Annotated in this window: 20 protein-coding genes; 18 read left to right on the top strand and 2 right to left on the bottom strand. The window is 39.5% G+C overall.

The window, feature by feature from the left end:
* Positions 1–98 precede the first annotated feature (98 nt).
* The 13 genes from hrcA (at position 99) to dtd (ending at position 14,955) form a co-directional block, all read left to right on the top strand.
* Positions 99–1,127 carry a heat-inducible transcriptional repressor HrcA gene (hrcA, locus tag R6U02_RS08170; protein ID WP_410263120.1) on the top strand — a complete coding sequence of 343 codons (1,029 nt, stop codon included), beginning with the start codon at positions 99–101 and terminating at the stop codon, positions 1,125–1,127.
* Between the two features lie 20 nt (positions 1,128–1,147).
* Positions 1,148–1,711 carry a nucleotide exchange factor GrpE gene (gene grpE / locus R6U02_RS08175; protein ID WP_410263121.1) on the top strand — a complete coding sequence of 188 codons (564 nt, stop codon included), beginning with the start codon at positions 1,148–1,150 and terminating at the stop codon, positions 1,709–1,711.
* A gap of 28 nt (positions 1,712–1,739) precedes the next feature.
* Positions 1,740–3,578: a molecular chaperone DnaK gene (dnaK, locus tag R6U02_RS08180; protein WP_410263122.1), complete on the top strand. Its 1,839-nt coding sequence runs from the start codon at positions 1,740–1,742 to the stop codon at positions 3,576–3,578.
* 143 nt (positions 3,579–3,721) lie between these two features.
* Positions 3,722–4,876 carry a molecular chaperone DnaJ gene (gene dnaJ / locus R6U02_RS08185; RefSeq protein ID WP_410263123.1) on the top strand — a complete coding sequence of 385 codons (1,155 nt, stop codon included), beginning with the start codon at positions 3,722–3,724 and terminating at the stop codon, positions 4,874–4,876.
* A gap of 254 nt (positions 4,877–5,130) precedes the next feature.
* Positions 5,131–6,954 (top strand): translation elongation factor 4, encoded by a 1,824-nt coding sequence (lepA, locus tag R6U02_RS08190; protein WP_410263124.1) that lies wholly within the window; start codon positions 5,131–5,133, stop codon positions 6,952–6,954.
* A 469-nt stretch (positions 6,955–7,423) separates the two neighbouring features.
* Positions 7,424–7,639, top strand: coding sequence for a hypothetical protein (locus tag R6U02_RS08195; RefSeq protein WP_410263125.1), 216 nt, complete (start codon positions 7,424–7,426; stop codon positions 7,637–7,639).
* 365 nt (positions 7,640–8,004) lie between these two features.
* On the top strand, positions 8,005–9,291 hold the full coding sequence (locus tag R6U02_RS08200; protein WP_410263126.1) for an HlyC/CorC family transporter: 1,287 nt from the start codon (positions 8,005–8,007) through the stop codon (positions 9,289–9,291).
* Positions 9,292–9,314: 23 nt separating this feature from the next.
* Positions 9,315–9,938 (top strand): DNA-3-methyladenine glycosylase, encoded by a 624-nt coding sequence (locus R6U02_RS08205; RefSeq protein ID WP_410263127.1) that lies wholly within the window; start codon positions 9,315–9,317, stop codon positions 9,936–9,938.
* 17 nt (positions 9,939–9,955) lie between these two features.
* Entirely contained in the window at positions 9,956–10,507 is a 552-nt protein-coding gene (locus R6U02_RS08210; RefSeq protein ID WP_410263128.1) for a DUF3013 family protein, read from the top strand.
* Complete coding sequence (gene prmA / locus R6U02_RS08215; RefSeq protein WP_410263129.1) at positions 10,485–11,438, top strand: 50S ribosomal protein L11 methyltransferase; 954 nt, start codon at positions 10,485–10,487, stop codon at positions 11,436–11,438. The genes R6U02_RS08210 and prmA overlap by 23 nt, the downstream gene beginning before the upstream one ends.
* A 5-nt stretch (positions 11,439–11,443) precedes the next feature.
* On the top strand, positions 11,444–12,112 hold the full coding sequence (gene deoC, locus R6U02_RS08220; protein ID WP_410263130.1) for a deoxyribose-phosphate aldolase: 669 nt from the start codon (positions 11,444–11,446) through the stop codon (positions 12,110–12,112).
* Positions 12,113–12,262: 150 nt separating this feature from the next.
* A complete protein-coding gene (locus tag R6U02_RS08225; protein ID WP_410263131.1) occupies positions 12,263–14,482 on the top strand; it encodes a RelA/SpoT family protein in 2,220 nt (739 codons plus the stop codon).
* A gap of 26 nt (positions 14,483–14,508) precedes the next feature.
* Positions 14,509–14,955 carry a D-aminoacyl-tRNA deacylase gene (dtd, locus tag R6U02_RS08230; RefSeq protein WP_410263132.1) on the top strand — a complete coding sequence of 149 codons (447 nt, stop codon included), beginning with the start codon at positions 14,509–14,511 and terminating at the stop codon, positions 14,953–14,955.
* Between the two features lie 55 nt (positions 14,956–15,010).
* Here dtd and R6U02_RS08235 read toward each other — a convergent pair whose 3' ends face one another.
* On the bottom strand, positions 15,011–16,348 hold the full coding sequence (locus tag R6U02_RS08235) for an N-acetylmuramoyl-L-alanine amidase (RefSeq protein ID WP_410263133.1): 1,338 nt from the start codon (positions 16,346–16,348) through the stop codon (positions 15,011–15,013).
* Positions 16,349–16,834: 486 nt separating this feature from the next.
* Between R6U02_RS08235 and hisS the strand changes: the two genes are divergently transcribed.
* The 5 genes from hisS to R6U02_RS08260 all read left to right on the top strand — a co-directional run bounded on the left by hisS (position 16,835) and on the right by R6U02_RS08260 (position 22,518).
* The gene (hisS, locus tag R6U02_RS08240) at positions 16,835–18,142 is read left to right on the top strand and encodes a histidine--tRNA ligase (RefSeq protein WP_410263134.1); all 1,308 of its coding nucleotides are present in this window, start codon (positions 16,835–16,837) and stop codon (positions 18,140–18,142) included.
* 1 nt (position 18,143) lies between these two features.
* The gene (gene aspS / locus R6U02_RS08245) at positions 18,144–19,913 is read left to right on the top strand and encodes an aspartate--tRNA ligase (RefSeq protein ID WP_410263140.1); all 1,770 of its coding nucleotides are present in this window, start codon (positions 18,144–18,146) and stop codon (positions 19,911–19,913) included.
* A 14-nt stretch (positions 19,914–19,927) separates the two neighbouring features.
* Positions 19,928–20,827, top strand: a complete 900-nt coding sequence (locus R6U02_RS08250) for a deoxyribonuclease IV (protein WP_410263135.1) — start codon at positions 19,928–19,930, stop codon at positions 20,825–20,827.
* Between the two features lie 79 nt (positions 20,828–20,906).
* Positions 20,907–21,593, top strand: coding sequence for an NAD(P)H-hydrate epimerase (locus tag R6U02_RS08255; protein WP_410263136.1), 687 nt, complete (start codon positions 20,907–20,909; stop codon positions 21,591–21,593).
* Positions 21,577–22,518, top strand: a complete 942-nt coding sequence (locus R6U02_RS08260) for a tocopherol cyclase family protein (protein WP_410263137.1) — start codon at positions 21,577–21,579, stop codon at positions 22,516–22,518. Before R6U02_RS08255 ends, R6U02_RS08260 begins: the two co-directional genes overlap by 17 nt.
* A 90-nt stretch (positions 22,519–22,608) precedes the next feature.
* Here R6U02_RS08260 and R6U02_RS08265 read toward each other — a convergent pair.
* The coding region (locus R6U02_RS08265) for a helix-turn-helix transcriptional regulator (protein ID WP_410263138.1) at positions 22,609–23,069 on the bottom strand (461 nt) is incomplete at its 5' end.

Raw genomic sequence — 23,069 nt, forward strand, 5'->3', positions numbered from 1 at the left:
CTAATTTAATGAAAGCTTACAGAAATAAGGTGTAACAAGTTTTGTTGCACTTTAACCTGGTCTCTAATGATGCAGGATGCATCAAGGGGTGATTTTACATGTTAACAAAGAGACAATTAATTATTCTAGATGCTCTCATTCGACTTTACACATCCACGGGTCAACCGATTGGTTCTAAGACGATCATGATCGAAACGGCCATTGAAGCGAGCTCTGCCACCATAAGAAATGAATTAAGCCAACTAGAAAAACTGGGTTTTATTCAAAAGACACATTCTTCTTCTGGTAGAATTCCCTCGCTGAAAGGCTATCGTTTCTACATCGATCATCTTATGCAGCCGCAAGAAGTTGCTCAGGATAAGTTGAAAACGATAAGTGAAGTTTTCGGGAATCATGTGAAGCAGATGGATGATATTATGTATCAGTCTGCTCAATTATTATCTGATTTAACTCACTATACAGCTATTGTATTGGGGCCGAAAGCTGAAACGAGTCGACTAACTGGTTTTAGACTGCTCGCATTAAATGGTAACCAGGTGATGGCCATCATTCAAACCGATAAAGGTACAATCGAAAATAAAGTCTTTCGTATGCCTAGAACCATTCAAGAATCGGATTTGATTAAAGTTACGAATATCTTTAATTACCATTTAGTTGGTCATACTTTGACGGAGGTTGCGGAAAAATTAAAGTTTGATATCCCGTTACTCATCAGAAAGTATGCGTCTAATGCAACAGAGATGTTTTTATCTATAGATTCTGCTTTCAAAGAATCAACTGAATCAAGACATCACATCTCTGGTAAATTAAACATTTTAGATTTTTCTGAGAATATGGACACGCAAAAATTGAAATCGTTGTATACTATGCTGGATAACAGTGGCGATATGTATGCACTGATCGACCAAATAAATGATGATTTCGTCGTCAAAATTGGTGAGGAAATTGATCACGAGCTCCTAAAAGAGTTCAGTTTGGTTACAACAACCTATAATGTGAGCAACTATGGAAAAGGAGTCATTGCGATTCTGGGACCGACTAGTATGGCCTATGACGAAACGTTCGGTGTACTGGATGTATTCAGAAAACACTTAACGCACACGTTACTGGAGTATTATTTAGAATAATCAGGAAATGAGGAAGTATTGTGGAAGATAAAGAAGAGCAGCAGATGCAGGAAGAAGCATCCGAAACGTCTCAGGAAGATAGTAACCATGATGAAAAAACTATTAAAAGTGATTCGTCTGAAGAAACAGAACAAAGTCAACTAACCAAAGTCCATCAGGAACTGGATGAAATGACTGATCGCTACTTGAGATTACAGGCAGAATTAGCCAATATTCGCAGGCGCAATGAGCGCGAACGTCAGGACCTATCGCGTTACAGCTCTCAATCATTAGCTCAGGAACTTATACCTGTTCTAGATAATTTAGAACGGGCCTTAACAATCGAAGTCGACACTGAAGCTGGTAAAAATTTGAAAAAAGGCATTGAAATGGTTTATAATAATTCCTTGCAAGCTTTTGAAAAAGAGGGTATTGAAATCATCGATCCATTAGGTGAACCGTTTGATCCTAATTATCATGAAGCCTACACGCAAGTGCCTGCTAATGAGGGTCAGGAAAGCAACGAAGTGTCTCAAGTTTTTGAAAAAGGATATAAACTGCACGATCGCGTATTACGCGCTGCAAAAGTATCTGTAACACTATAAAAATTAAAAAGTAAAGGTGAGATATATTATGGGAAAAATTATTGGTATTGACTTAGGAACAACAAATTCAGCGGTTGCCGTTTTAGAAGGCGGAGAAGCAAAAATCATTCCTAACAAAGAAGGGAATCGTACAACACCATCTGTTGTGTCATTTAAAAATGGTGAAGTTCAAGTTGGGGAAGTAGCTAAACGTCAGGCAATTACTAATCCTAACACGGTGAGTTCAATTAAACGTCACATGGGCGAAAAATATGAAGTTGAAGTAGAAGGCAAAAAATATTCTCCCCAAGAAATCTCTGCATTTATTTTACAACACATCAAAGAATATGCTGAAGATTATTTAGGTGAAAAAGTAACAAATGCCGTTATTACTGTTCCAGCTTACTTTAACGACTCACAACGTCAAGCAACAAAAGATGCAGGTAAAATTGCTGGTCTTGAAGTTGATCGAATCGTTAATGAACCTACAGCAGCATCATTAGCTTATGGTCTCAATACAGTTGAAAAAGATGAAAAAATCCTGGTCTTTGACTTAGGTGGCGGTACATTTGACGTATCGATCCTTGAATTAGGCGACGGTGTATTTGAAGTTCTGGCAACTGCTGGAGACAATCATCTTGGTGGAGACGACTTTGATGCAAAAATCATAGATTATTTGGTTGCTGAATTTAAAAAAGAAAATGGCGTCGATCTGTCTAAAGACAAAATGGCAGTACAGCGTCTGAAAGATGCTGCTGAAAAAGCGAAAAAAGACTTATCAGGTGTTTCTCAAACACAAATCAGCTTACCGTTCATTAGTGCAGGAGATTCAGGTCCATTACACTTGGAAATCACCTTGACACGTGCTAAATTTGATGAAATCACAGATAGCTTAGTGGAACGTACCAAACAACCTGTTCGTCAAGCATTAAAAGATGCTGGTCTAAAACAATCTGATATCGACGAAGTTATTCTAGTTGGTGGAACTACACGTATCCCAGCTGTTGTCGATACTGTTAAAAAGGAAACCGGCAAAGAGCCTAACCGTTCAGTAAACCCTGATGAAGTTGTTGCAATGGGTGCTGCTATTCAAGGTGGTGTTATTTCAGGTGACGTTAAAGATATCGTCTTGCTGGATGTAACTCCATTATCACTTGGTATTGAAACAATGGGCAGTGTATTTACTAAATTGATCGAAAGAAATACAACAATCCCAACAAGTAAATCACAAGTCTTCTCAACAGCTGCAGACAATCAACCAGCTGTAGATGTACATGTCTTACAGGGTGAACGTCCAATGGCTAGTGATAACAAAACATTGGGTCGTTTCCAATTAACGGATATTCCACCAGCTCCTCGTGGTGTTCCTCAAATCGAAGTCACTTTTGATATCGATAAAAACGGTATTGTAAATGTATCTGCAAAAGATCTAGGTACAAAAAAAGAACAAAAAATCACGATCAAATCAACATCTAGTTTATCTGATGAAGATATCGAACGCATGGTAAAAGAAGCTGAAGAAAATGCTGAAGCAGATAAAATACGTAAAGAAGAAGTTGAATTACGCAATGAAGCGGATCAGTTAGTCTTCCAAATCGATAAAACCTTGAAAGACTTAGAAGGTAAAGTCGACGAAGCTGACATCAAAAAAGCAGAAGAAGCGCGTGATGAATTAAAAGCGGCTTTAGAAAAAGATGACACTGAAGATATCAAAACGAAACGTGATACATTAAACGAAATCGTTCAAGAGATGTCAGTGAAATTATATGAGCAAGCAGCTGCAGAACAAAGCGAAGGCGAAGGCGCACAAGCTGGCGAATCAACAGATGCTGATTCTTCAGAAGATGTCGTAGACGCAGACTTTGAAGAAGTAGATGACGAAAAATAATAGAAGTTAGATAACAAAAAGGAGAAAGCACTTATTCTTAGTTTTCAACAAGTGCTTTCTTTCTTTTTGATATCCATCTGTCCGTTACTGATATAATTGAACAGATGTCATAGCTTGACTGATTACAATGATGGAGGAATACAATGGCTGGAAAAGAAGACTTTTATGACCTGCTTGGCGTTTCTAAAGATGCTTCTCAAGAAGAAATAAAAAAGGCGTACCGGAAACTATCAAAAACATACCACCCGGATATAAACAAAGAATCAAATGCGGAAGATAAATTCAAGAAAATTTCTGAAGCTTACGAAGTATTGGGCGATGAACAAAAACGAGCTGCCTACGACCAGTACGGTCATGCTGCTACTGATCCCAACTTTGGTGCAGGCGGCGGCTTTGGAGGCTCAGCTGGTGGATTTGGCGGCGGTGGCTTCGAAGACATCTTTGATCAATTTTTTGGCGGCGGTGGCGGCGGCAGACGAAGAAGCCCTAACGCTCCCCGTCAAGGGGAAGATCTACAGTATGTGATGGATTTAGAGTTCGAAGAGGCTATTTTCGGAAAAGAAACCACCATTCGCTACAATCGTGAAGAAGCATGCGAAAACTGTGATGGAAGTGGAGCCAAACCTGGAACAAGTCCACAAACCTGTTCGAAATGTCATGGTGCAGGAGCAGTTAATGTGGAAAGAAATACACCATTTGGTCGCGTCATGACGCAACAAGTGTGTCCGGTATGTAATGGTACAGGGAAAGAAATAAAAGAAAAATGCCCCGTTTGTCATGGCGAAGGACATACAAAACAGCAACACTCGGTTAAAGTCACTGTTCCTGCCGGTGTTGAAGATGGCAATCAAATGCGTCTTCAAAATCAAGGTGATGTAGGCGAAAACGGTGGACCTTACGGAGATCTATATGTCATATTTAGAGTAAAAGCTTCCAATACGTTTGACCGTAGAGGTTCAGAAATTTACTATGAATTACCTATTAATATGGTCCAAGCCACTTTGGGTGATGAACTGGAAGTACCTACAGTACATGGTAAAGTTAAATTTAAAATTCCTGCTGGAACTCAACCCGGAACGACATTCCGCTTGAAAGGAAAAGGCGCACCGAGACTTAGAGGAGCCGGTAACGGAGATCAACATATCAAGGTCAAGGTTGTTGTGCCAGACACATTAACGGAAGATCAAGCTGATCATTTAAGGAAATTTGCAGAAGCTAGTGACTATGATGATGTAGTGGAGCAGGGTGACAGTTCGTTTTTTTCGAAAGTGAAAGACGCCTTTAAAGACAAGAGATAATAAGGAAAGCGAAGAATTTTCTCTTTCACTGTAGACTTAGACTTTAATGGTTTCTTTGAATCGTATGTGTCGGTTGAAGTGTTAAACAGCTTCGATACATCTTAGACACTAAATAATTTTAAAAAAGAAGGGACACATTCTCATTAAACAGGATGATGAGTCCCTTCTTTTTGTCTTCTTGAAAGTAATTGTACTCTGGTCTAATCGTTGGTATAATAGTAAGGAATGTTTTAGAGGAATGAGGAAATAGAAGAATGGATAAAAAAATAGCAAGAGCACGACAGAAGCAAATCAGAAACTTTTCTATTATTGCACATATCGATCACGGTAAATCAACCCTTGCCGATCGTATTCTGCAACTGACGCATACTGTGGCCGATCGGGAAATGCAGGAACAATTACTTGATTCCATGGATTTAGAGAGAGAACGCGGTATCACTATTAAATTAAACACTGTAGAAGTCATCTATAAAGCTAAAGATGGTGAAACCTATATCCTTCACCTCATTGATACTCCAGGACACGTGGATTTCACGTATGAAGTGTCTAGAAGCTTAGCCGCGTGTGAAGGAGCAATATTGGTTGTTGATGCAGCACAAGGCGTTGAAGCGCAAACTTTGGCCAACGTGTATCTAGCATTAGAAAACGACCTTGAAATTTTACCGGTCATCAATAAAATCGATTTACCCGCTGCTGATCCCGAGCGTGTCCGAAAAGAGATAGAAGACGTGGTTGGACTCGATGCCACTGAAGCTATATTGTCAAGTGCAAAAACGGGTGTAGGAATTGAAGATATCCTGGAACAGATCGTACAGAAAGTACCTGCCCCTGAAGGAGATATCGACAATCCGCTAAAAGCCCTTATATTTGATTCCGCCTATGATGCGTATAGAGGTGTGGTCTTAAGTGTTCGGGTTATGGATGGGGTAATCAAAAAAGGTGATACCATCAAAACAATGAGTAATGACAAGACCTTTGAGGTAACTGAAGTCGGTATCTTCTCACCTAAGCCGCTCGAACGTGATTATTTGATGGTTGGGGATGTAGGATATGTCACAGCTAATATTAAAACGGTCCGTGATACACGTGTCGGGGATACGTTAACATTAGCCAATAATCCGACTGAAAAAGCTCTGCCTGGATATCGTTATATGAAACCGATGGTCTTTTGTGGGATGTATCCGACCGACTCTGCTAAATACCAAGATTTAGGTGAAGCGCTTGAACGTTTGCAACTAAATGATGCAGCACTCCAATACGAAGCGGAAACGTCACAGGCGCTCGGATTTGGCTTCCGCTGTGGCTTTTTAGGGATGCTCCACATGGATGTCGTTCAGGAGCGACTCGAACGTGAATTCAATTTAGAGTTGATCACGACGGCACCTTCAGTTATTTACAAAATAAACAAAACGGACGGCGAATCCATCATGGTTTCCAATCCGTCAGAAATGCCTGAACCTCAGCAGATCGAATCAGTCGAAGAACCATATGTAAAAGCAACCATAACGGTTCCGAATGATTATGTGGGCGCTGTAATGGAAATTGCCCAACGTAAACGTGGTGAATTTCTCACGATGGACTACCTTGATAATATCAGAGTGAATGTTGTCTATAACATTCCACTTTCAGAGATTGTTTATGATTTCTTTGATCGATTGAAATCCAGTACGAAAGGCTATGCTTCTCTGGATTATAAAGAATCCGGATACCGTTTAAGTAACCTGGTGAAATTGGATATTCTCATTCATGGTGAACCAGTGGATGCACTGAGCTTCATCGTGCATAAAGACTTTGCCCAGGCTCGTGGACGTTCAGTTGTTGAACAGTTGAAAAAGACCATTCCAAGACAACAGTTTGAGATCCCGATCCAGGCAACGATCGGTCAGAACATTGTTGCTCGTTCAACAGTAAAAGCTTACCGTAAAGACGTGACAGCCAAACTGTACGGCGGAGATGTCACGCGTCGACAAAAACTCTTGAAGAAACAAAAAGCAGGTAAAAAACGCATGAAGAATGTGGGTAGTGTGGAAATTCCACAAGAAGCCTTCATGGCTGTTCTCAACCTGGATGAAGATTAAACAGTTTTAAATCAACATTATCATTTTTAAACAAATTAAATTGCCTACCACCCAACTTCAATGTTGGATCGTAGGCAATTTTTGTTGTTTCTGGAATGTATTCTCGAAAATGTCGACTGCTTATTTATTTGTCTTTTTGGTCAGATGAGAAAAAAGACACATTGTTGTTCCGATTCGGGTAAGGCCAAAAATTTATTAAAATTTTTTATTTTATTTTGATGAGTTTTTAAATAAAAGGACAATAGTATATGTAAGAGGAAACCAATACCATTTCTAAAGGGAATTCGTGGCAGAGCTGGTGTTATTATTCAGAGAACAGGAGGATGTAGAAGTATGGGTACATTATAATTTGAGAACAGATTTAATACATACTTTGATTTCAATAGCCAGATAATAATACAAGATCGAATAGATTTAGCGGAAATTTAGCAGCATAATAGTTATAGTATTAGGTAAAGGAAGAAATCTTATGAAAAATGATTGGTTTATTGAATTCGTACGCAAAGACATTAAAAAGCATGGTCCAGAGAGGGACGTTGTGGTTATATATGAAAACGGAAATGGAAAAATCAAAGGCTATCAAATTAATTGGTTTCATTCACCAAAGGAAGATTTTTACTTAAAATATGGTAAAAGAATTACAATAATGAACTTGGAAAATTTATTAAATGAATTAGTTTTGTAAGAGTTATTGTTGTATTCACAAAAATATAGTAGGTGGCTTTATTTGTTTTTCTACATTTTGTCATCGTCTGTAAGTTCTAAAAAGCCGTTAATTTAAGGTACATTGCTCTAGTGTATTTCTATAAAAAATTCCACCAGTACCAGAAAGCTTCGTGGCTGTGTTGAACTTGGATAATTAATAATATAAGTGGAAAACAATAATTGAGAGACAATAGTTCTTGCTGAGTCAGATTTTGATCTGAACTTTTTAAGCAGGGCTATTGCCTTTTTTCTGTTCTAGAGCTCTTTTATTCATAATAGTCAAGTTTCAGGATAATCTGTGCTATAATAAAAGGGAAAAACTAAGAAAGTAGGGATTACATTTAAATGGATAGTGATAATATAAACAGTATAATCATTCTAGTAATTTTAGTGTTTTTATCTGGTTATTTTTCTTCTTCGGAAACAGCATTTACATCAGCTAATCGGATCAGATTGAAAAACGAGGCTGAAAAAGGAGATAAACGTTCTGGAAAGACGATGAAATTAGCAGAAAACTTTGATGCTGTTTTATCAACCATATTGATAGGAAATAACATTGTAAATATAGGTATGACTGCTATTGCAACGTTATTATTCGTGCAGTGGTTTCCGGTATACGGACCAACGATTGCAACGATCGTAATGACGATCATCGTATTGATTTTCGGTGAGATCACGCCTAAAACACTTGCTAAGGAAAACCCGGAAATTTTTGCTAAGGCTTCAACACCGTACATTCACTTTTTAATGATTTTGTTTAAACCCTTCTTATGGCTGCTTAGAAAGTGGAAGGTTTTATTGGAGAGAGTATTTAATTTTGGTGACATAGATATCATTAGTGAGGACGAATTACTATCGATTGTAGAAGAAGCTGAAAGCGGCGGTAGCATTGAGGATTATGAAAGTCAGTTAGTGAAAGCCGCAATTGAATTTGATGATTTAGAAGTGTCGTCTATTTTGACACCACGAGTGGATGTCGTGAGTTGTGAAATAGATGTAACAGACGAAGAAGTAGAAGAACTGTTTACAGAGCACAATTATTCGCGGTTGATCGTATATGATGAATCGATTGATAACGTTGTAGGGGTTCTTCATGAAAAAGATTTCAACCGTTATCTACGCAAAAAACGGAACGCAGAGAAAGCCGTATCCTTACTTTCTGTCTTAAAAGATGTTGTTTTTGTTCCGCCGGTCATGAATCTATCTCGACTACTTAGAATGATGCAGCACAGCAAAACACATATGGCTATTGTTACAGATGAGCATGGTGGTACCATCGGCATTGCCACGATGGAAGATGTTCTTGAAGAGCTTGTTGGAGAAATATGGGATGAATCTGATATCATCGATGAAGAGGTTGTCGAATTGATAGCAGGGAAACGATATAAGATTAAAGGAACGGCTGGTTTGGATAAAATATTTGAATTGTTTGGACTCACCGGATACGAAACCTATGTATCAAATTCGGTAAGTGGCTTTGTTGTTGAAGAGTTAGGTCAGTTCCCACAAGTGGGTGACTCTTTTAAATATCATAATATGAAAGTTACTGTCACCGCCGTTAGAAACAGGCGGGTACTGGAAGTTCAAATAGATTATTTGCCGAATGATTTAAATGAAAACGATGAAGATTAAGTAATGGAGTGAACGTATAAAGAATGTCTTTACTAACAAACACGGAACTATCAACAGAAGAAATGGCTGAACGCTTATTGGGCTGTCTCTTAGTTAAAGAAACAAATGGAGTGACCACTTCAGGATGGATAGTGGAAACGGAGGCGTACGTTGGTGTTCTAGATGAAGCCTGTCACAGTTATAATGGGAAAAACACACCTCGTATGAAAGCAATGTTTGAACGGGCAGGAACCATCTATATATATAAAATGCACACACATCAGTTATTAAATGTCGTCACTAGAGACCAAGGTGATCCACAGGGCGTCCTCATACGGGCCGTTGAGCCCTATGAAGGAAGAAGTCTAATGGAGGAGCGACGCCAAAGAAAAGGCGTTGATGTCACGAATGGACCGGGGAAATTAACGAAGGCTATGGGAATTACGATGATGGACCATGGGACATCCATTTTAATACCGTCGCTCTATATAGATATCAGGCATAAAAGAACCCCTTCAACAGTTGAAAAATCTAAAAGAATTGGTATCCCAAATAAAGGGGAATGGACTGAATCTTTACTGCGTTTTACCGTTAAAGGAAACCCATATCTCTCCAGGGGGAAAGGGGAACTTTCGGTAGATAATGGATGGAGCGCTATGTTAGACTAAAACGAGGAGGTGTTTGTATGACAAATGACTTATCTGGTTATATAGACAACACACTTAAAGAGATGCTCCCGAACTTTAAATGGAAAATTGTTAAAGAGAGCAAAAAGAACTTAATTGAACTTTATATTACGTTTCATGTTAAATCGGAAGAATCTGTTCAGGTACAGGATATACTCGGGAAAAACAACGAACCGGGCTTAGTCCAGTTTGAGGATGTTTTATGCTTCTATGATCCGGCTTATGCACATGTGAAACCACAAAACTATCTCGCTTCTTTTTCAATGAACAGCCACCTTGGCATCGAAAAAGGTTACGTTGATGCCATACTTAGACAACTAAACTACACGACAAAAAAAGGTAAAGTAGAGTTGACAGAGTTCTTAAGTGATGATTTTGCTGATTCATTTTCCCTGAGCTGGAGCGAAAGCAATTTAACCAACATGATTCAAACGTTGAAAGAGACGGGGCGTTACAGCAAAGAAAAAGTCCCGATCGCCATAGACGATGAAAAATCATTTTTAGAAAAATTGAAAAAGGATGAAGCAAATGACGGAGTGGAAAGAGTTTAGTGTAGCTATCAATAATGAGGCTGCGGAAGCTGTAACATCCATCTTTACAGAACTAGGTTCATCAGGTGTTTCTATCAGCGATCGTAATGATTTTTTGAATCCGCCTGTATATAAAAACGATACGCTATGGGAATTAAACGAAGAAGATTTTCCGAAAGATGGCGTGATTATCAAAGGCTACTTCACCGAACATGATGATTTGGATGCTATAAAAAAACTATTAGCTGAACGAGTAAAACTATTAGCGGATTTTGGGATAGAAATCACCCATCTTGATATTCAGGTTAATGATGTTAAGGAAGAAGATTGGTCGACTGCCTGGAAGAAACATTATCATCCAGTAAATGTGACTCGCTTTTTAACCATTGTGCCTAAATGGGAAACGTATACGAAACGTTTTCCTGATGAACGTATCGTCTATTTAGATCCGGGCATGGCTTTTGGAACGGGGACTCATCCGACAACGCAGTTATGTATTCAGGCTTTAGAGACAACCCTTTATCCTCAGGCAACAGTATTTGATGTTGGCACGGGTTCAGGCGTCCTTTCAATTGCGAGTGCCTTTTATGGTGCCGGAGAGATTAGAGCTTATGATCTAGACGAAGTAGCGGTGAAGTCAGCGCGGGATAATATCAAATTGAATAAGTTAGAAAATGATATTGTCCTCAAGGCAAACAATCTGTTAACGGGTGTTAAAGACAAGGCTGATATCATTGTGGCTAATATCTTAACTGAAATTATATTACCTTTTATTCCGGATGCATATCATCACTTGAATGATAATGGCCTCTTTATCACGTCAGGTATTATATTAGAAAAAAAAGATGAGGTTATTCAGGCTTTGGAACAACAGCGATTTGAGATAATACAAATCAATCAGATGAAAGACTGGATTGCCATCATTGCTAAAAAAATGGAAAAGGAAGAGTGAATAGAATGGAAAACATAGAGAGATATATCGATCATACATTATTGAAACCAGAATCGACAGATTTGGATGTACAAAAAGTTTGTATAGATGCCATCAAATATAACTTTAAATCTGTGTGTATCAACCCGGGTTGGGTCAAATACACTGCTGATATGTTAAAAGATTCAGATGTAGAAACATGTACAGTTATCGGATTTCCTTTAGGAGCCAACACATCAAAAGTTAAAGCATTTGAAGCTGAACAAGCCGTTAAAGAAGGAGCAACTGAAGTCGACATGGTCATCAATATCGGGGCGTTAAAAAGCGAAGACTATGCTTTGGTCTATGATGACATCAAAGCAGTTGTAAAAGCTGTAAAAGGAAAAGCACTAGTTAAAGTTATTATCGAAGCGTGCTTATTAAATGAACATGAAAAAGTAAGAGCCTGCGAAGCGGCTAAAAGAGCCGGTGCTGATTTTGTTAAAACATCTACTGGATTTTCCACAGGCGGAGCAACGCTTGCAGATGTAAAATTAATGCGCAAAACGGTTGGCGCAAAAATGGGAGTTAAAGCTTCAGGTGGCGTCCGTTCAAGTGAGGATGCGAAAGCAATGATCGAAGCTGGTGCAACCCGTATCGGAACATCTAATGGTGTAGCAATCGTTGAAGGAAATGAAGCGACAGAAGCATACTGAGAGATTGTATATTAGGATATCTTGAATTAAGCATAAAAAAGCATTATAATTAATAAGAAGAAGTCACCAGCACTCCAATTAGTGCTGGTTTTCTTATAACGAAAGATCTATTATATATAGTGATAACCTCTAAGGATGAAGGTGATACCCATGCCACAAAATAAAGATTACACAGCACAAGAAGTGATTGCACTTTGTCTGACTTACATGAGTAGTGAACATGTTAGATTTGTAAAGGAAGCATATGATCTGGCTGACGAAGCCCATAAAGGCCAGATGAGAAAATCAGGGGAAGAATACATCATGCATCCTATTCAGGTCGCTGGGATTCTAGCAGAGTTGAAAATGGACCCTGTGACTGTTGCGACAGGTTTTCTACATGATGTCGTAGAAGATACTGACTACACGTATGCTCAATTAGCTGAGATATTCACTCCGGAAGTTGCCGACCTGGTTGATGGCGTTACCAAGTTGGGTAAACTTAAATTCAGGTCGAAAAAAGAGCATCAGGCAGAAAATCATCGTAAAATGCTTCTAGCTATGGCTCAAGATGTGCGTGTCATTCTTGTCAAACTGGCAGATAGAGTCCATAACATGCGCACGCTCAAACACCACCGTCCTGAGAAACAACGGGAGATCGCCAAGGAAACGTTAGATATCTATGCACCTTTAGCGGATCGTCTGGGTATCAACCGGATGAAGTGGGAATTAGAAGACACGTCATTAAGGTACCTGAACCCGCAGCAATACTACCGTATCGTGCATCTCATGAATTCTAGAAGGGAAGACCGGGAGAATTACATTGAAGATGCTAAAACAGCTATTGAAGCCTCAGTTAAGGAATTAGGGATCGAGGCGCAAATAACAGGAAGACCGAAACATATTTATTCGATATATGAAAAGATGAAAAGTCAGAAAAAACAATTCAGCGAAATTTATGATCTGCTGGCTATTCGGATCATTGTCGATTCTATCAAAGACTGTTATGCCGTATTAGGAGCCATTCATACGAGATGGAAGCCAATGCCGGGACGTTTCAAAGATTATATCGCTATGCCGAAAGCAAATATGTACCAGTCGCTGCACACGACAGTGCTGGGACCGAACGCAACACCGCTTGAAGTGCAGATCAGAACCATGGAAATGCATGAAATCGCGGAATATGGTGTGGCGGCTCATTGGGCGTATAAAGAAGGTATCAGTAAAAAAATAGATAACGATGAACTAAGTGAGCACATTACCTGGTTTCGAGATATCCTGGAACTGCAAAGTGAATCCAGCGATGCGAGCGACTTTATGGATTCGATCAAACAAGATATTTTTAAAGATAAAGTCTACGTCTTCAGTCCCAAAGGAGACGTTATGGAATTACCAAGCGGATCCAGTACGCTGGATTTTGCCTATCATGTGCATACTGAAGTAGGTAATAAAGCGATGGGAGCGAAAGTGAACGGGAAAATCGTCCCACTTAATTATAAACTCAAAACAGGTGACATCGTTGAAATGTTAACTTCTGCTAATTCATTCGGACCGAGCAGAGATTGGCTGAATTATGTAAACACCTCGAAAGCAAAAAATAAAATCAAGCGATTCTTTAAAACCCAGGAAAGAGAAAAAAGTATCGAACGTGGAAAAGATATCCTTGAAAAATTACTGCTTGAAATGGGCTTTAATCCAAAAGATATTTTAAAAAAAGAAAAGTTGAAAAAAGCAGCTGACCGTTTCAATTTTCAAAATATTGAAGATTTATATGCTGGGATTGGATATGGTGAAGTCAAGAGTGCGACCGTCGCCAATCGACTGACCGATAAAGAACGTAAAGAACGCGAAAAAGAAACATACCAATTTGATGAGTCTACCCATACGATCGAGTTAAAGAATAAAAAAGAACCTGAAAAAATGAAAATAAGACAAGAAGGTGGCGTCGTTATTCAAGGAGCGGATAATTTACTTGTTCGTTTAAGTAAATGTTGTAACCCAGTTCCTGGCGACGATATCGTTGGGTATATCACCCGCGGACGAGGTATCTCTATCCACAGAAAAGACTGTCCGAATCTTCATACGTCAGATGACAACGAAAACCGTTTAATTGACGTGGAATGGGAATCGACAGATGCTAATAAAAGTAAAGACTATAACGCTGAACTACAAATAGAAGGATATGACCGGAGTGGCTTTTTAAACGAGATCCTGCAAGTAATCAATTCTCAGACCAATAAACTGAGTAATGTGAATGGACGCGTGGACAAAAATGGAACGGCTACAATTAAAGTCACTATTGCTATTCAAAATCTCAAAGAATTAGAACAGATCGTTGATAAAGTTAAATCTGTACCAGATGTCTATTCGGTGAAACGCATAACAACGTAATAGTTACAGGTTTTAGGAGGATTTTAGTGAGAGCAGTCATACAACGTGCGAAAGAAGCGAATGTAAGAGTCGAAAATGAAACTGTTGGGGAAATAAATCATGGATTAGTTGTTTTTATTGGTGTGGAAGACGATGATGGAGAAGAAGATATCAATTATCTTGCGCGTAAAATAAGTAATCTACGTATATTTGAAGATGAAGACGACAAAATGAATTTATCAGTTAAAGATGTTAATGGGGATATCCTGTCTATTTCACAATTCACTCTGCATGCAGACACTAAGAAAGGAAATCGTCCAAGCTTTGTGGCGGCTGCAAAGCCGGAATATGCAGACAAGTTATACAATCAGTTCAATGAATTATTATCTAAGCAAGGTATTCGTGTAGAAACCGGGAAATTTGGTAAGCATATGGAAATTGATTTCATTAACGACGGTCCAGTGACCATACTCCTTGATTCGAAAAACAAATAAGCAAAAGGGCCATCACGAAAAAAATCGTGATGACCCTTTTTTGGTGATTATGAAATCAACGCGGCGAGAAATACTCGTCTAAAGCCTGGTACACAGCGTCAGCGACGGTTGTTTGGTAAGCATGGGTATTAACGACTGTAATATCGTGATCATTATTGAGATAACCTAATTCCAACAGTATAGAAGGCTGAGAATTCTGACTTAATACAAAGTAGTTACCGTGTCTTACGCCGTTATTGTCGAGATTAACATCTTTAGCAAGATAATGATTAACTGTCTCTGCTAAAGCTTTTTCGTTTTCTGAATAATAATAGGTCGTAGTACCTGACATCGTGTTAGCCTTTTCGACTGAATCATAATGTAGACTTATGAACGCATCGGCATTAGCTCTGTGTGCATAATAGACGCGGTCGTTTAAAGAGATATAATCATCAGAACTTCGCGTTAAAATAACATTAGCCCCCGCTTTTTTTAGGAGATCCGCTAACAAAAGAGCGGTGTCTAAGGTGATTTCTTTTTCAGCGAAGCTATTCGCTGCAACAGCACCTGGATCATAACCTCCGTGACCAGGATCAATAACTATGGTTGCCTCAGCCAGCGTTGTCGCATAATGCGAAGGTTCAGTGGTCAATGATACTTCTTTCGCGCTAACCGATTCTGTTGTAATCGTTTCGGTAATCCAACCGGCTACAAAACCTTTGGTTCCATTAGCAAGCTCTATTTGATACCATTCATTTTCTTCAGTGAGTACCTCGAATTCTTCGGCTGTTCTTAGTGTAGTTAAGATCTCGGCATCAGTTGTCGGTTTCAGTCGGATATTTGCGGGTGTGCCTCCGACACTTATTCTCAACGAATCCGTTGAACCCGTCAGTTCTTCGGTTTCTGCAGGTTGATCTATGACGTCAATCAAGTCAGAATGCAACCAGGCAACGCGTTGATTAAAGAGGATCTGCACCCAGTCATCTTCTCTGTATAAAATAGGAAACTCCTCGTCTTGTTTAACCGTGCCTAAAACAGCGGAGTCTATTGTAGAAAATTGTCTGACATTTACCTCCGGGGATGTGACGCGTCCAAAAAGGTGATTATCTAATGAGACTTCTTCATTTTCCACTAACCAGCTTGCGACCCAACCGATTTGATTTGAATCCAGACGGACTTTGTACCACTCATTTTCTTCCCCCAGTACGTTAAGTCGATCTTCTTCCTGGACTTGAGTGAGGATTTCGTGTGAAAGACCCGGTCCATACCGGATGTTTAATGTCGACGCGAGCACAGTTACTTTGTTTTCATTTGCTAAAGCTACTATTGCTGTCAAGAGGAGAGTGAACAGCAAAATGATGATGAGTATGAAAAATGAGCGACTATTTTTTTTATGTAAATAACTTTGGTTCATTATTATCCCCCCGGCGTATGGTTTGTCCTCATTATACCGATAGAGATACTTTTTTAGCAATAGTAAAGATATATTTTTCCGATATTTTGATCGTTTCAAGAAGAATAACAGGAAGATGAGTGGAAAACACCGTAATTAGAGCCAGAAAAGATGTGTATTGACATCTGGCGGCCATTCTTGTAAGCTTATAAGAAGCGAATAAAATAGTCATCCTGATGTTAGATAAAGTAATTAATGAGCGTTTCACTAAAGAGAAAACCTTCCGGGCTGAAAAAGGTTTATAATGCATTAATGAATGACGATCTAAAAGGAATGATAGGGAAACTTATCACGTGTGAGCGTTAACTCTAAGAGAGAAAGTGTAAACTTTCTGAAATTAAGGTGGCACCACGTTATAAGTACGTCCTTTTTCTATGGCAGACATAGAGGAGGGTCTTTTTTTATGGACAAAAATACTTTAACTTACTATATCTGGAGGTTTAAAAGATGAATTACCAAAAATTAAAAGGTACCGTAGATATTTTACCCGTTGAATCCGAAAAATGGCAAGTTGTTGAACAACAAGCCAGAGCTATTTTAAATAATTATCAATTCAAAGAAATTAGAACACCTTTATTTGAAAAATTCGATTTATTTGCTCGAGGCGTTGGCGAAACAAGCGATATCGTTTCCAAGGAGATGTACGATTTTAATGACAAGGGAGACCGTCATATCGCATTAAGACCTGAGGGCACAGCTGGCGTGGTCCGCGCCTACGTCGAAAACAAACTGTATGCGCCCGAGTATCACAAACCGATGAAACTCTATTATATCGGATCGATGTTTAGATATGAGCGTCCGCAAAGCGGGAGACAGCGTCAATTTAATCAGTTGGGTGTGGAAGTTTTTGGGAGCAAGAACCCTGCGGTAGATGTCGAAACGATGGCATTGGCGATGGATTTATTCAAGTCATTTGGTATCGAAGACTTGAAGCTTGTCATCAATTCACTGGGAGATTCAGAATCTAGACTGAAATATCGGGAAGCATTGATCGCTTATCTCGAACCTCACTTTGACGAGTTAAGCAACGATTCAAAAGAACGTTTGTATAAGAACCCTCTCCGTGTGCTGGACAGTAAAGACAAGAAGGACAAAGTCTTGGTTGCAGATGCTCCTTCCGTGTTGGATTTTTTGAACGAAGAATCAAACCAGCATTTTGAAGCAGTTAAAGAGATGCTTGAAGATTTATCCATTCCGTATGAAATAGATAAAAATATGGTCAGGGGTTTAGACTACTATAATGACACGATATTTGAAGTCATGACGACGCATCCGAAGTTCGGATCCAATGCAACGATTTGTGCCGGGGGACGCTATGACAGTTTAGTCGAAGAAATGGGTGGACCAAAAACGCCGGCATTCGGTTTTGGTTTCGGAATCGAACGCCTGATCATTCTTTTAGACTTCATGAACTACGACTATCCAAAAGTGAGTACGATCGATGCCTATGTGGTGACTATTGGAGATAAAGTCAATAAAGCAGCCACTAAATTAACGCAGTACCTGCGTCAGAACAACCTGTCTGTCGAGCGCGAGTTCATGAACAGGAAACCCGGTAAACAGTTCAAAACAGCTGATAAGTGGGGCGCTAAATTCGTCTTTACCATGGGTGAAGACGAATTAAGTGAAAATAAAGTCACGATCAAAGCTCTTCAAAGTGGCCAACAAATGGATATCGATCTAGATGAGTTATACAGCAACTTTAAAGCGACATTTAACGAAGTAGAATCAAGACTAAATAAAAAGGGTGAATAAAATGAAACGTACAGAATATTGTGGAAAGATTACCAAAGCATATACCGAAGAAACAGTTACCGTTACAGGTTGGGTGCAAAAGCGACGCGATTTGGGCGGGATGATATTCATTGATCTTAGAGACCGCGAAGGCATTATTCAAGTTGTCTTCAATAGTAATCAGAATCAAGAAGCGTTAGAGATAGCAGAAAAAATCCGTTCTGAATATGTGATTGCTGTCGAAGGAAAAGTCGTTCTTAGACAAGCAGGTCAGGTAAATGAAGAACTAGCCACAGGTGAAATAGAGATCATGGCTGATAAAGTAGAGATCTTAAACGAAGCGAAAACGCCTGCGTTTGAAATATCCGATACAGCGCCTGTCTCCGATGACTTACGTCTGAAATATCGTTATTTGGATTTAAGAAGACCCAAAATGCAGGAAAACATGAAACTGCGTCACCAGGTAAAAAAAGTGTTTAGAGATTTCCTGGATGATGAAGGCTTTTTAGATATTGAAACGCCATATTTAACTAAATCGACACCAGAAGGCGCGCGAGACTATCTTGTTCCATCACGAGTGACCCAAGGGAAATTCTTTGCGCTACCGCAATCACCGCAATTGTTCAAACAATTGCTCATGAGTTCCGGATATGACCGCTATTATCAGATCGTCCGTTGTTTCAGAGATGAAGATTTAAGAGGGGACCGTCAGCCGGAATTTACACAAGTAGATATTGAAACAAGCTTTACAGACAAAGAAGACATCCAGAAAACGATGGAAAACCTGTTTGTCCGCTTGATAAAGGAAGTCAAAGGCGTCACTCTGGAAGCACCTTTTCCACGTCTCACATTTAAAGAAGCGCTGGAACGATTCGGCAGCGATAAGCCAGACCTTAGATTTGGACTGGAACTTGTCGATTTAAATGATGTTGCGAAAGAGTCTTCCTTTAAGGTTTTCTCATCAGCTGTAGAAAACGGCGGCATGGTCAAAGGTTTAACAGTTAAGGGCGCAGCTCAGCGCTTTTCTCGTAAGAACATCGATGCCTTGGAAAGTATAGCTAAAATATATGGAGCTAAAGGTTTAGCCTGGATGAAAGTGACGGATGAAGGGTTGACGGGTCCGATCGCTAGATTCTTTAATGATGAAACAGTTCAAAGCTCTCTTTTAGACACGATGGATGCCGAAAGCGGCGACTTGCTCTTATTTGTAGCCGACAAATCAAAAATCGTCTATGATGCACTGGGTGCTTTGAGAAGTCACTTAGGGAAAGAATTGGACCTTATAGATGAATCTCAGATATCTTTTGTCTGGATAGTAGAATGGCCATTGTTAGAATATGATGAAGAAGAAGGACGTTACAATGCTGCGCACCATCCATTCACCAGACCGGTAGAAGAAGACATCGACAAATTAGCATCTGAACCCGAGAATGTCATGGCAGATGCCTATGATATTGTTTTAAACGGTTATGAAATCGGCGGCGGATCTATGCGTATCCATAAGAGAGGCTTACAAGAAGAGATGTTTTCTGCGTTAGGTTTTACTAAAGAAGAGGCAATCAGTCAGTTTGGCTTCCTGCTTGATGCACTAGAATACGGGTTTCCACCTCATGGCGGGATTGCCTTTGGATTAGACCGCATAGTCATGATCCTTGCTAATGAAAATAATATCAGAGAAGTTATTGCCTTTCCGAAAAATGGAAGAGCTATAGATCCATTGACAGATGCTCCATCTCTTGTTTCTAACGGTCAATTAGACGAGCTGGGATTAGCATTAAAAGAAAGTAAGTAGATGGAGGGGAAATAATGGTTTTATTAGGTTCACATGTATCGATGAAGGGCAAGAAGATGTTGCTCGGATCAGCCGAAGAAGCTGTTGCATATGGCGCTTCAACATTTATGATCTATACGGGCGCGCCCCAGAATACCCGTAGAAAAGAAATTGAAGAAATGAATATAGAGGCAGGGCAACTTTATATGAAAGAAAATGGTATAAATGTCGCAGATATCGTCGTGCACGCACCCTATATTATAAACTTAGGGAACACGATAAAGAAAGAGAACTATGGTTTTGCCGTTCAATTTATGAAAGAAGAAATCAAACGTGCTGAAGCACTAGGGGCAATGCAGATGACCATGCATCCGGGGGCACACGTGGGTGCAGGCGCTGAGTTAGCCATTGAACAGATTGCTCAAGGTTTAAATGAGATCTTACATGAAGATCAAACCCTTCAGATCGCTTTGGAGACCATGGCGGGAAAAGGGACGGAAATCGGACGTTCTTTCGAAGAATTAGCGCAGATCATCGATAAAGTTAAATTGAAAGATAAAATATCTGTGACCCTGGATACCTGCCACACTCATGATGCAGGTTATGACATCAAAAATGATTTCGACGGTGTCTTAGCTGAATTCGACCGGATCATAGGGCTGGATATGCTGAAAGTTGTCCATGTCAATGATTCGAAGAACCTAAGAGGAGCAGCAAAAGACAGACATGCCAACATAGGGTTCGGTGAAATTGGCTTTGAGGCACTTAACTATGTGGTTCATCATGAGAAACTGGCTCATTTACCTAAGATACTTGAAACACCCTTTGTAGGGGAAGACAAGAAAAATAAGAAACCACCATACAAGCATGAAATTGCGATGTTGAAAGAAAAAACATTTGATCCACAATTATTGGAAGACATTCTAAATAGCTAAGAGGTTAAAAGGGAATCTGTTCGTTTACAGGTTCCTTTTTGTTATAATAAAATCAACTAAAAAAATTGGGGTGAGCGGTATGATCGACGGATTATCAAGTCAAACCATTAAAGCGATCGATAGCTTCACTATTGACACCATTGGCATTCCCTCGATGGTATTGATGGAACGGGCAGCCTTGGCAGTTGCCGAAAAGATCCTGGCGGATGAGGCGGATGAAATGACATCGTATGCGATCGTTTGCGGAACAGGGAATAACGGTGCAGATGGTTTAGCGATCGGACGCCTTCTTTTTCAGGCTGGTAAGTCGGTTACTCTCTATGTTGTGGGGGACACGGAAAACGGTTCAAAAGAATTTAAGCAGCAGTTGAAAATTGTCAAAAATCTGAATATAGATATTGAAAGCTTTGCTGCAGGAGCCACAGATTTTAAAGGCGACGTGGTCATCGATGCACTATTTGGTATCGGGTTGAACAGAAACGTGGAGGATCCACACAGACGAGCCATAAAAAGCATCAATGAGTCTAAAGGCAAAATCATTGCGCTTGATGTGCCTTCTGGCCTCTCTGCCAATACCGGCGAAGTATTGGGTGTCGCTGTAGAAGCAGAAGAAACGTATACCATCGGATTCATGAAAAAAGGTTTTGGGCATGAACATGCACAGTCCTATACAGGGGAGATCACTATTTTAGACATCGGATATCCAGCCCCTCATTTTTTTGAAGATATCATTAAAAAGGAGCAGACTAATGGCGAATCGATTTGATTTTCAGGGTTTGAATGCCAAAGCCCCCTATTTTGAAGGATGGTATGTGAAAAGTTCAGATGCTAAACAGGACTTTACCTTGTCTCTTATACCGGGTATAGCATTATTTGATGAGGAAGAATGTTTTGTCCAGTACAACCTATTTTATAAAGGGAAGAGTTTAAGTGGAAAAATAACCTATCCAATAGAAGCGTTTGAGGTGGTTGAAGCGCCTTACTCCATACTTATGCCTTTGTTTGTATTGAGTGAAACAGGTGTGAAGGCCCATTTAGTGGATGATGGCAATGATATGCTGATCGATTTGGAATTTGGGGATTTCCTAAGATTAAAGCAGGATATTTATTCGCCAAGCATAATGGGACCTTTTGAATATGTTAAAATGCCTTGTTCACATGACGTTGTCAGTATGCGTCATGACGTTAAAGGGAGGGTCGTTATAAATGGTGAGACAGTAAAAATCGATGCGGGTACAGGCTACATGGAAAAAGACCGGGGCGCTAATTTTCCAAGCCAGTATGTGTGGGCTCAGTCCAATCAGTTTAAGGAAAATAATAGGAGTTCATTATTTTTATCGGTGGCAGACATCGATTTGAAAATCAACCATTTTACGGGTACCATTGCCGTCTTTCATGATGGTATGAAGGAACACCGATTCGCGACCTATTTAGGTTCAAAAGCAGAAGTCATGGTTAATGACGATCAACTAGGCTATACGGTCAAGCTGACTGACATAAACAAAAGTTTGATTGCAGAGGTGAGTTTGCTGAATGGCAACAACCTAATTGCACCGATGAATGATGAGATGGATTACACAATAAAAGAAACCATAAAAGCTGACATAACACTTATGTTTAAAGAAAAAAATAAAAAGACCATTCATTTAACATCAGAACATGGGGCAGCGGAAAGAGTTAACTGGAAGTAGATAAAAAAAGAAGCTGATAAAATCAGCTTCTTTTTTTATCTAAGGAAAAATCGGTTGCATAGAAGAAGTTATCGGAAGAGAAGGATAAATTTAAACTTTTTCACTAACTGGAATTTCTTTAAGGTATTTTGTAGGTGTCTTGCCAGTTATTTTTTTGAAAACCTTTGTGAAATACGAATGACTATTAAAGCCGGCTAGATTTGCTACCTCACTCATTTGATAATCGCCTAAGTGGAAGTAGTATTTCGCAAGGTAAACACGCTGCTGGTTGACGTATCCAATAAAGGTGTTACCTGTTTCTTGTTTAAACTTCCGTGCCAGATGCACAGGATGCATACCATAAATCGAAGCAATGTTTGTTAGAGTCAATTCATTGGTTAGATTGTCCGTGATATAGGTAACGATTTCTTTCATCACTGATGAGTAGTCAGACGTAGAAAAATTGGCTACAGCATGACAATATTCTCTGAAGAGTTCAAAGTAAACGTGTTCAATTAAATAATCTAGAGACTGCGTATCTTTAATGATCATAGAAAAACGTTCGAAAATCA

It is taken from the genome of Alkalibacterium sp., assembly GCF_046484155.1.
Classification (GTDB): domain Bacteria; phylum Bacillota; class Bacilli; order Lactobacillales; family Carnobacteriaceae_A; genus Alkalibacterium.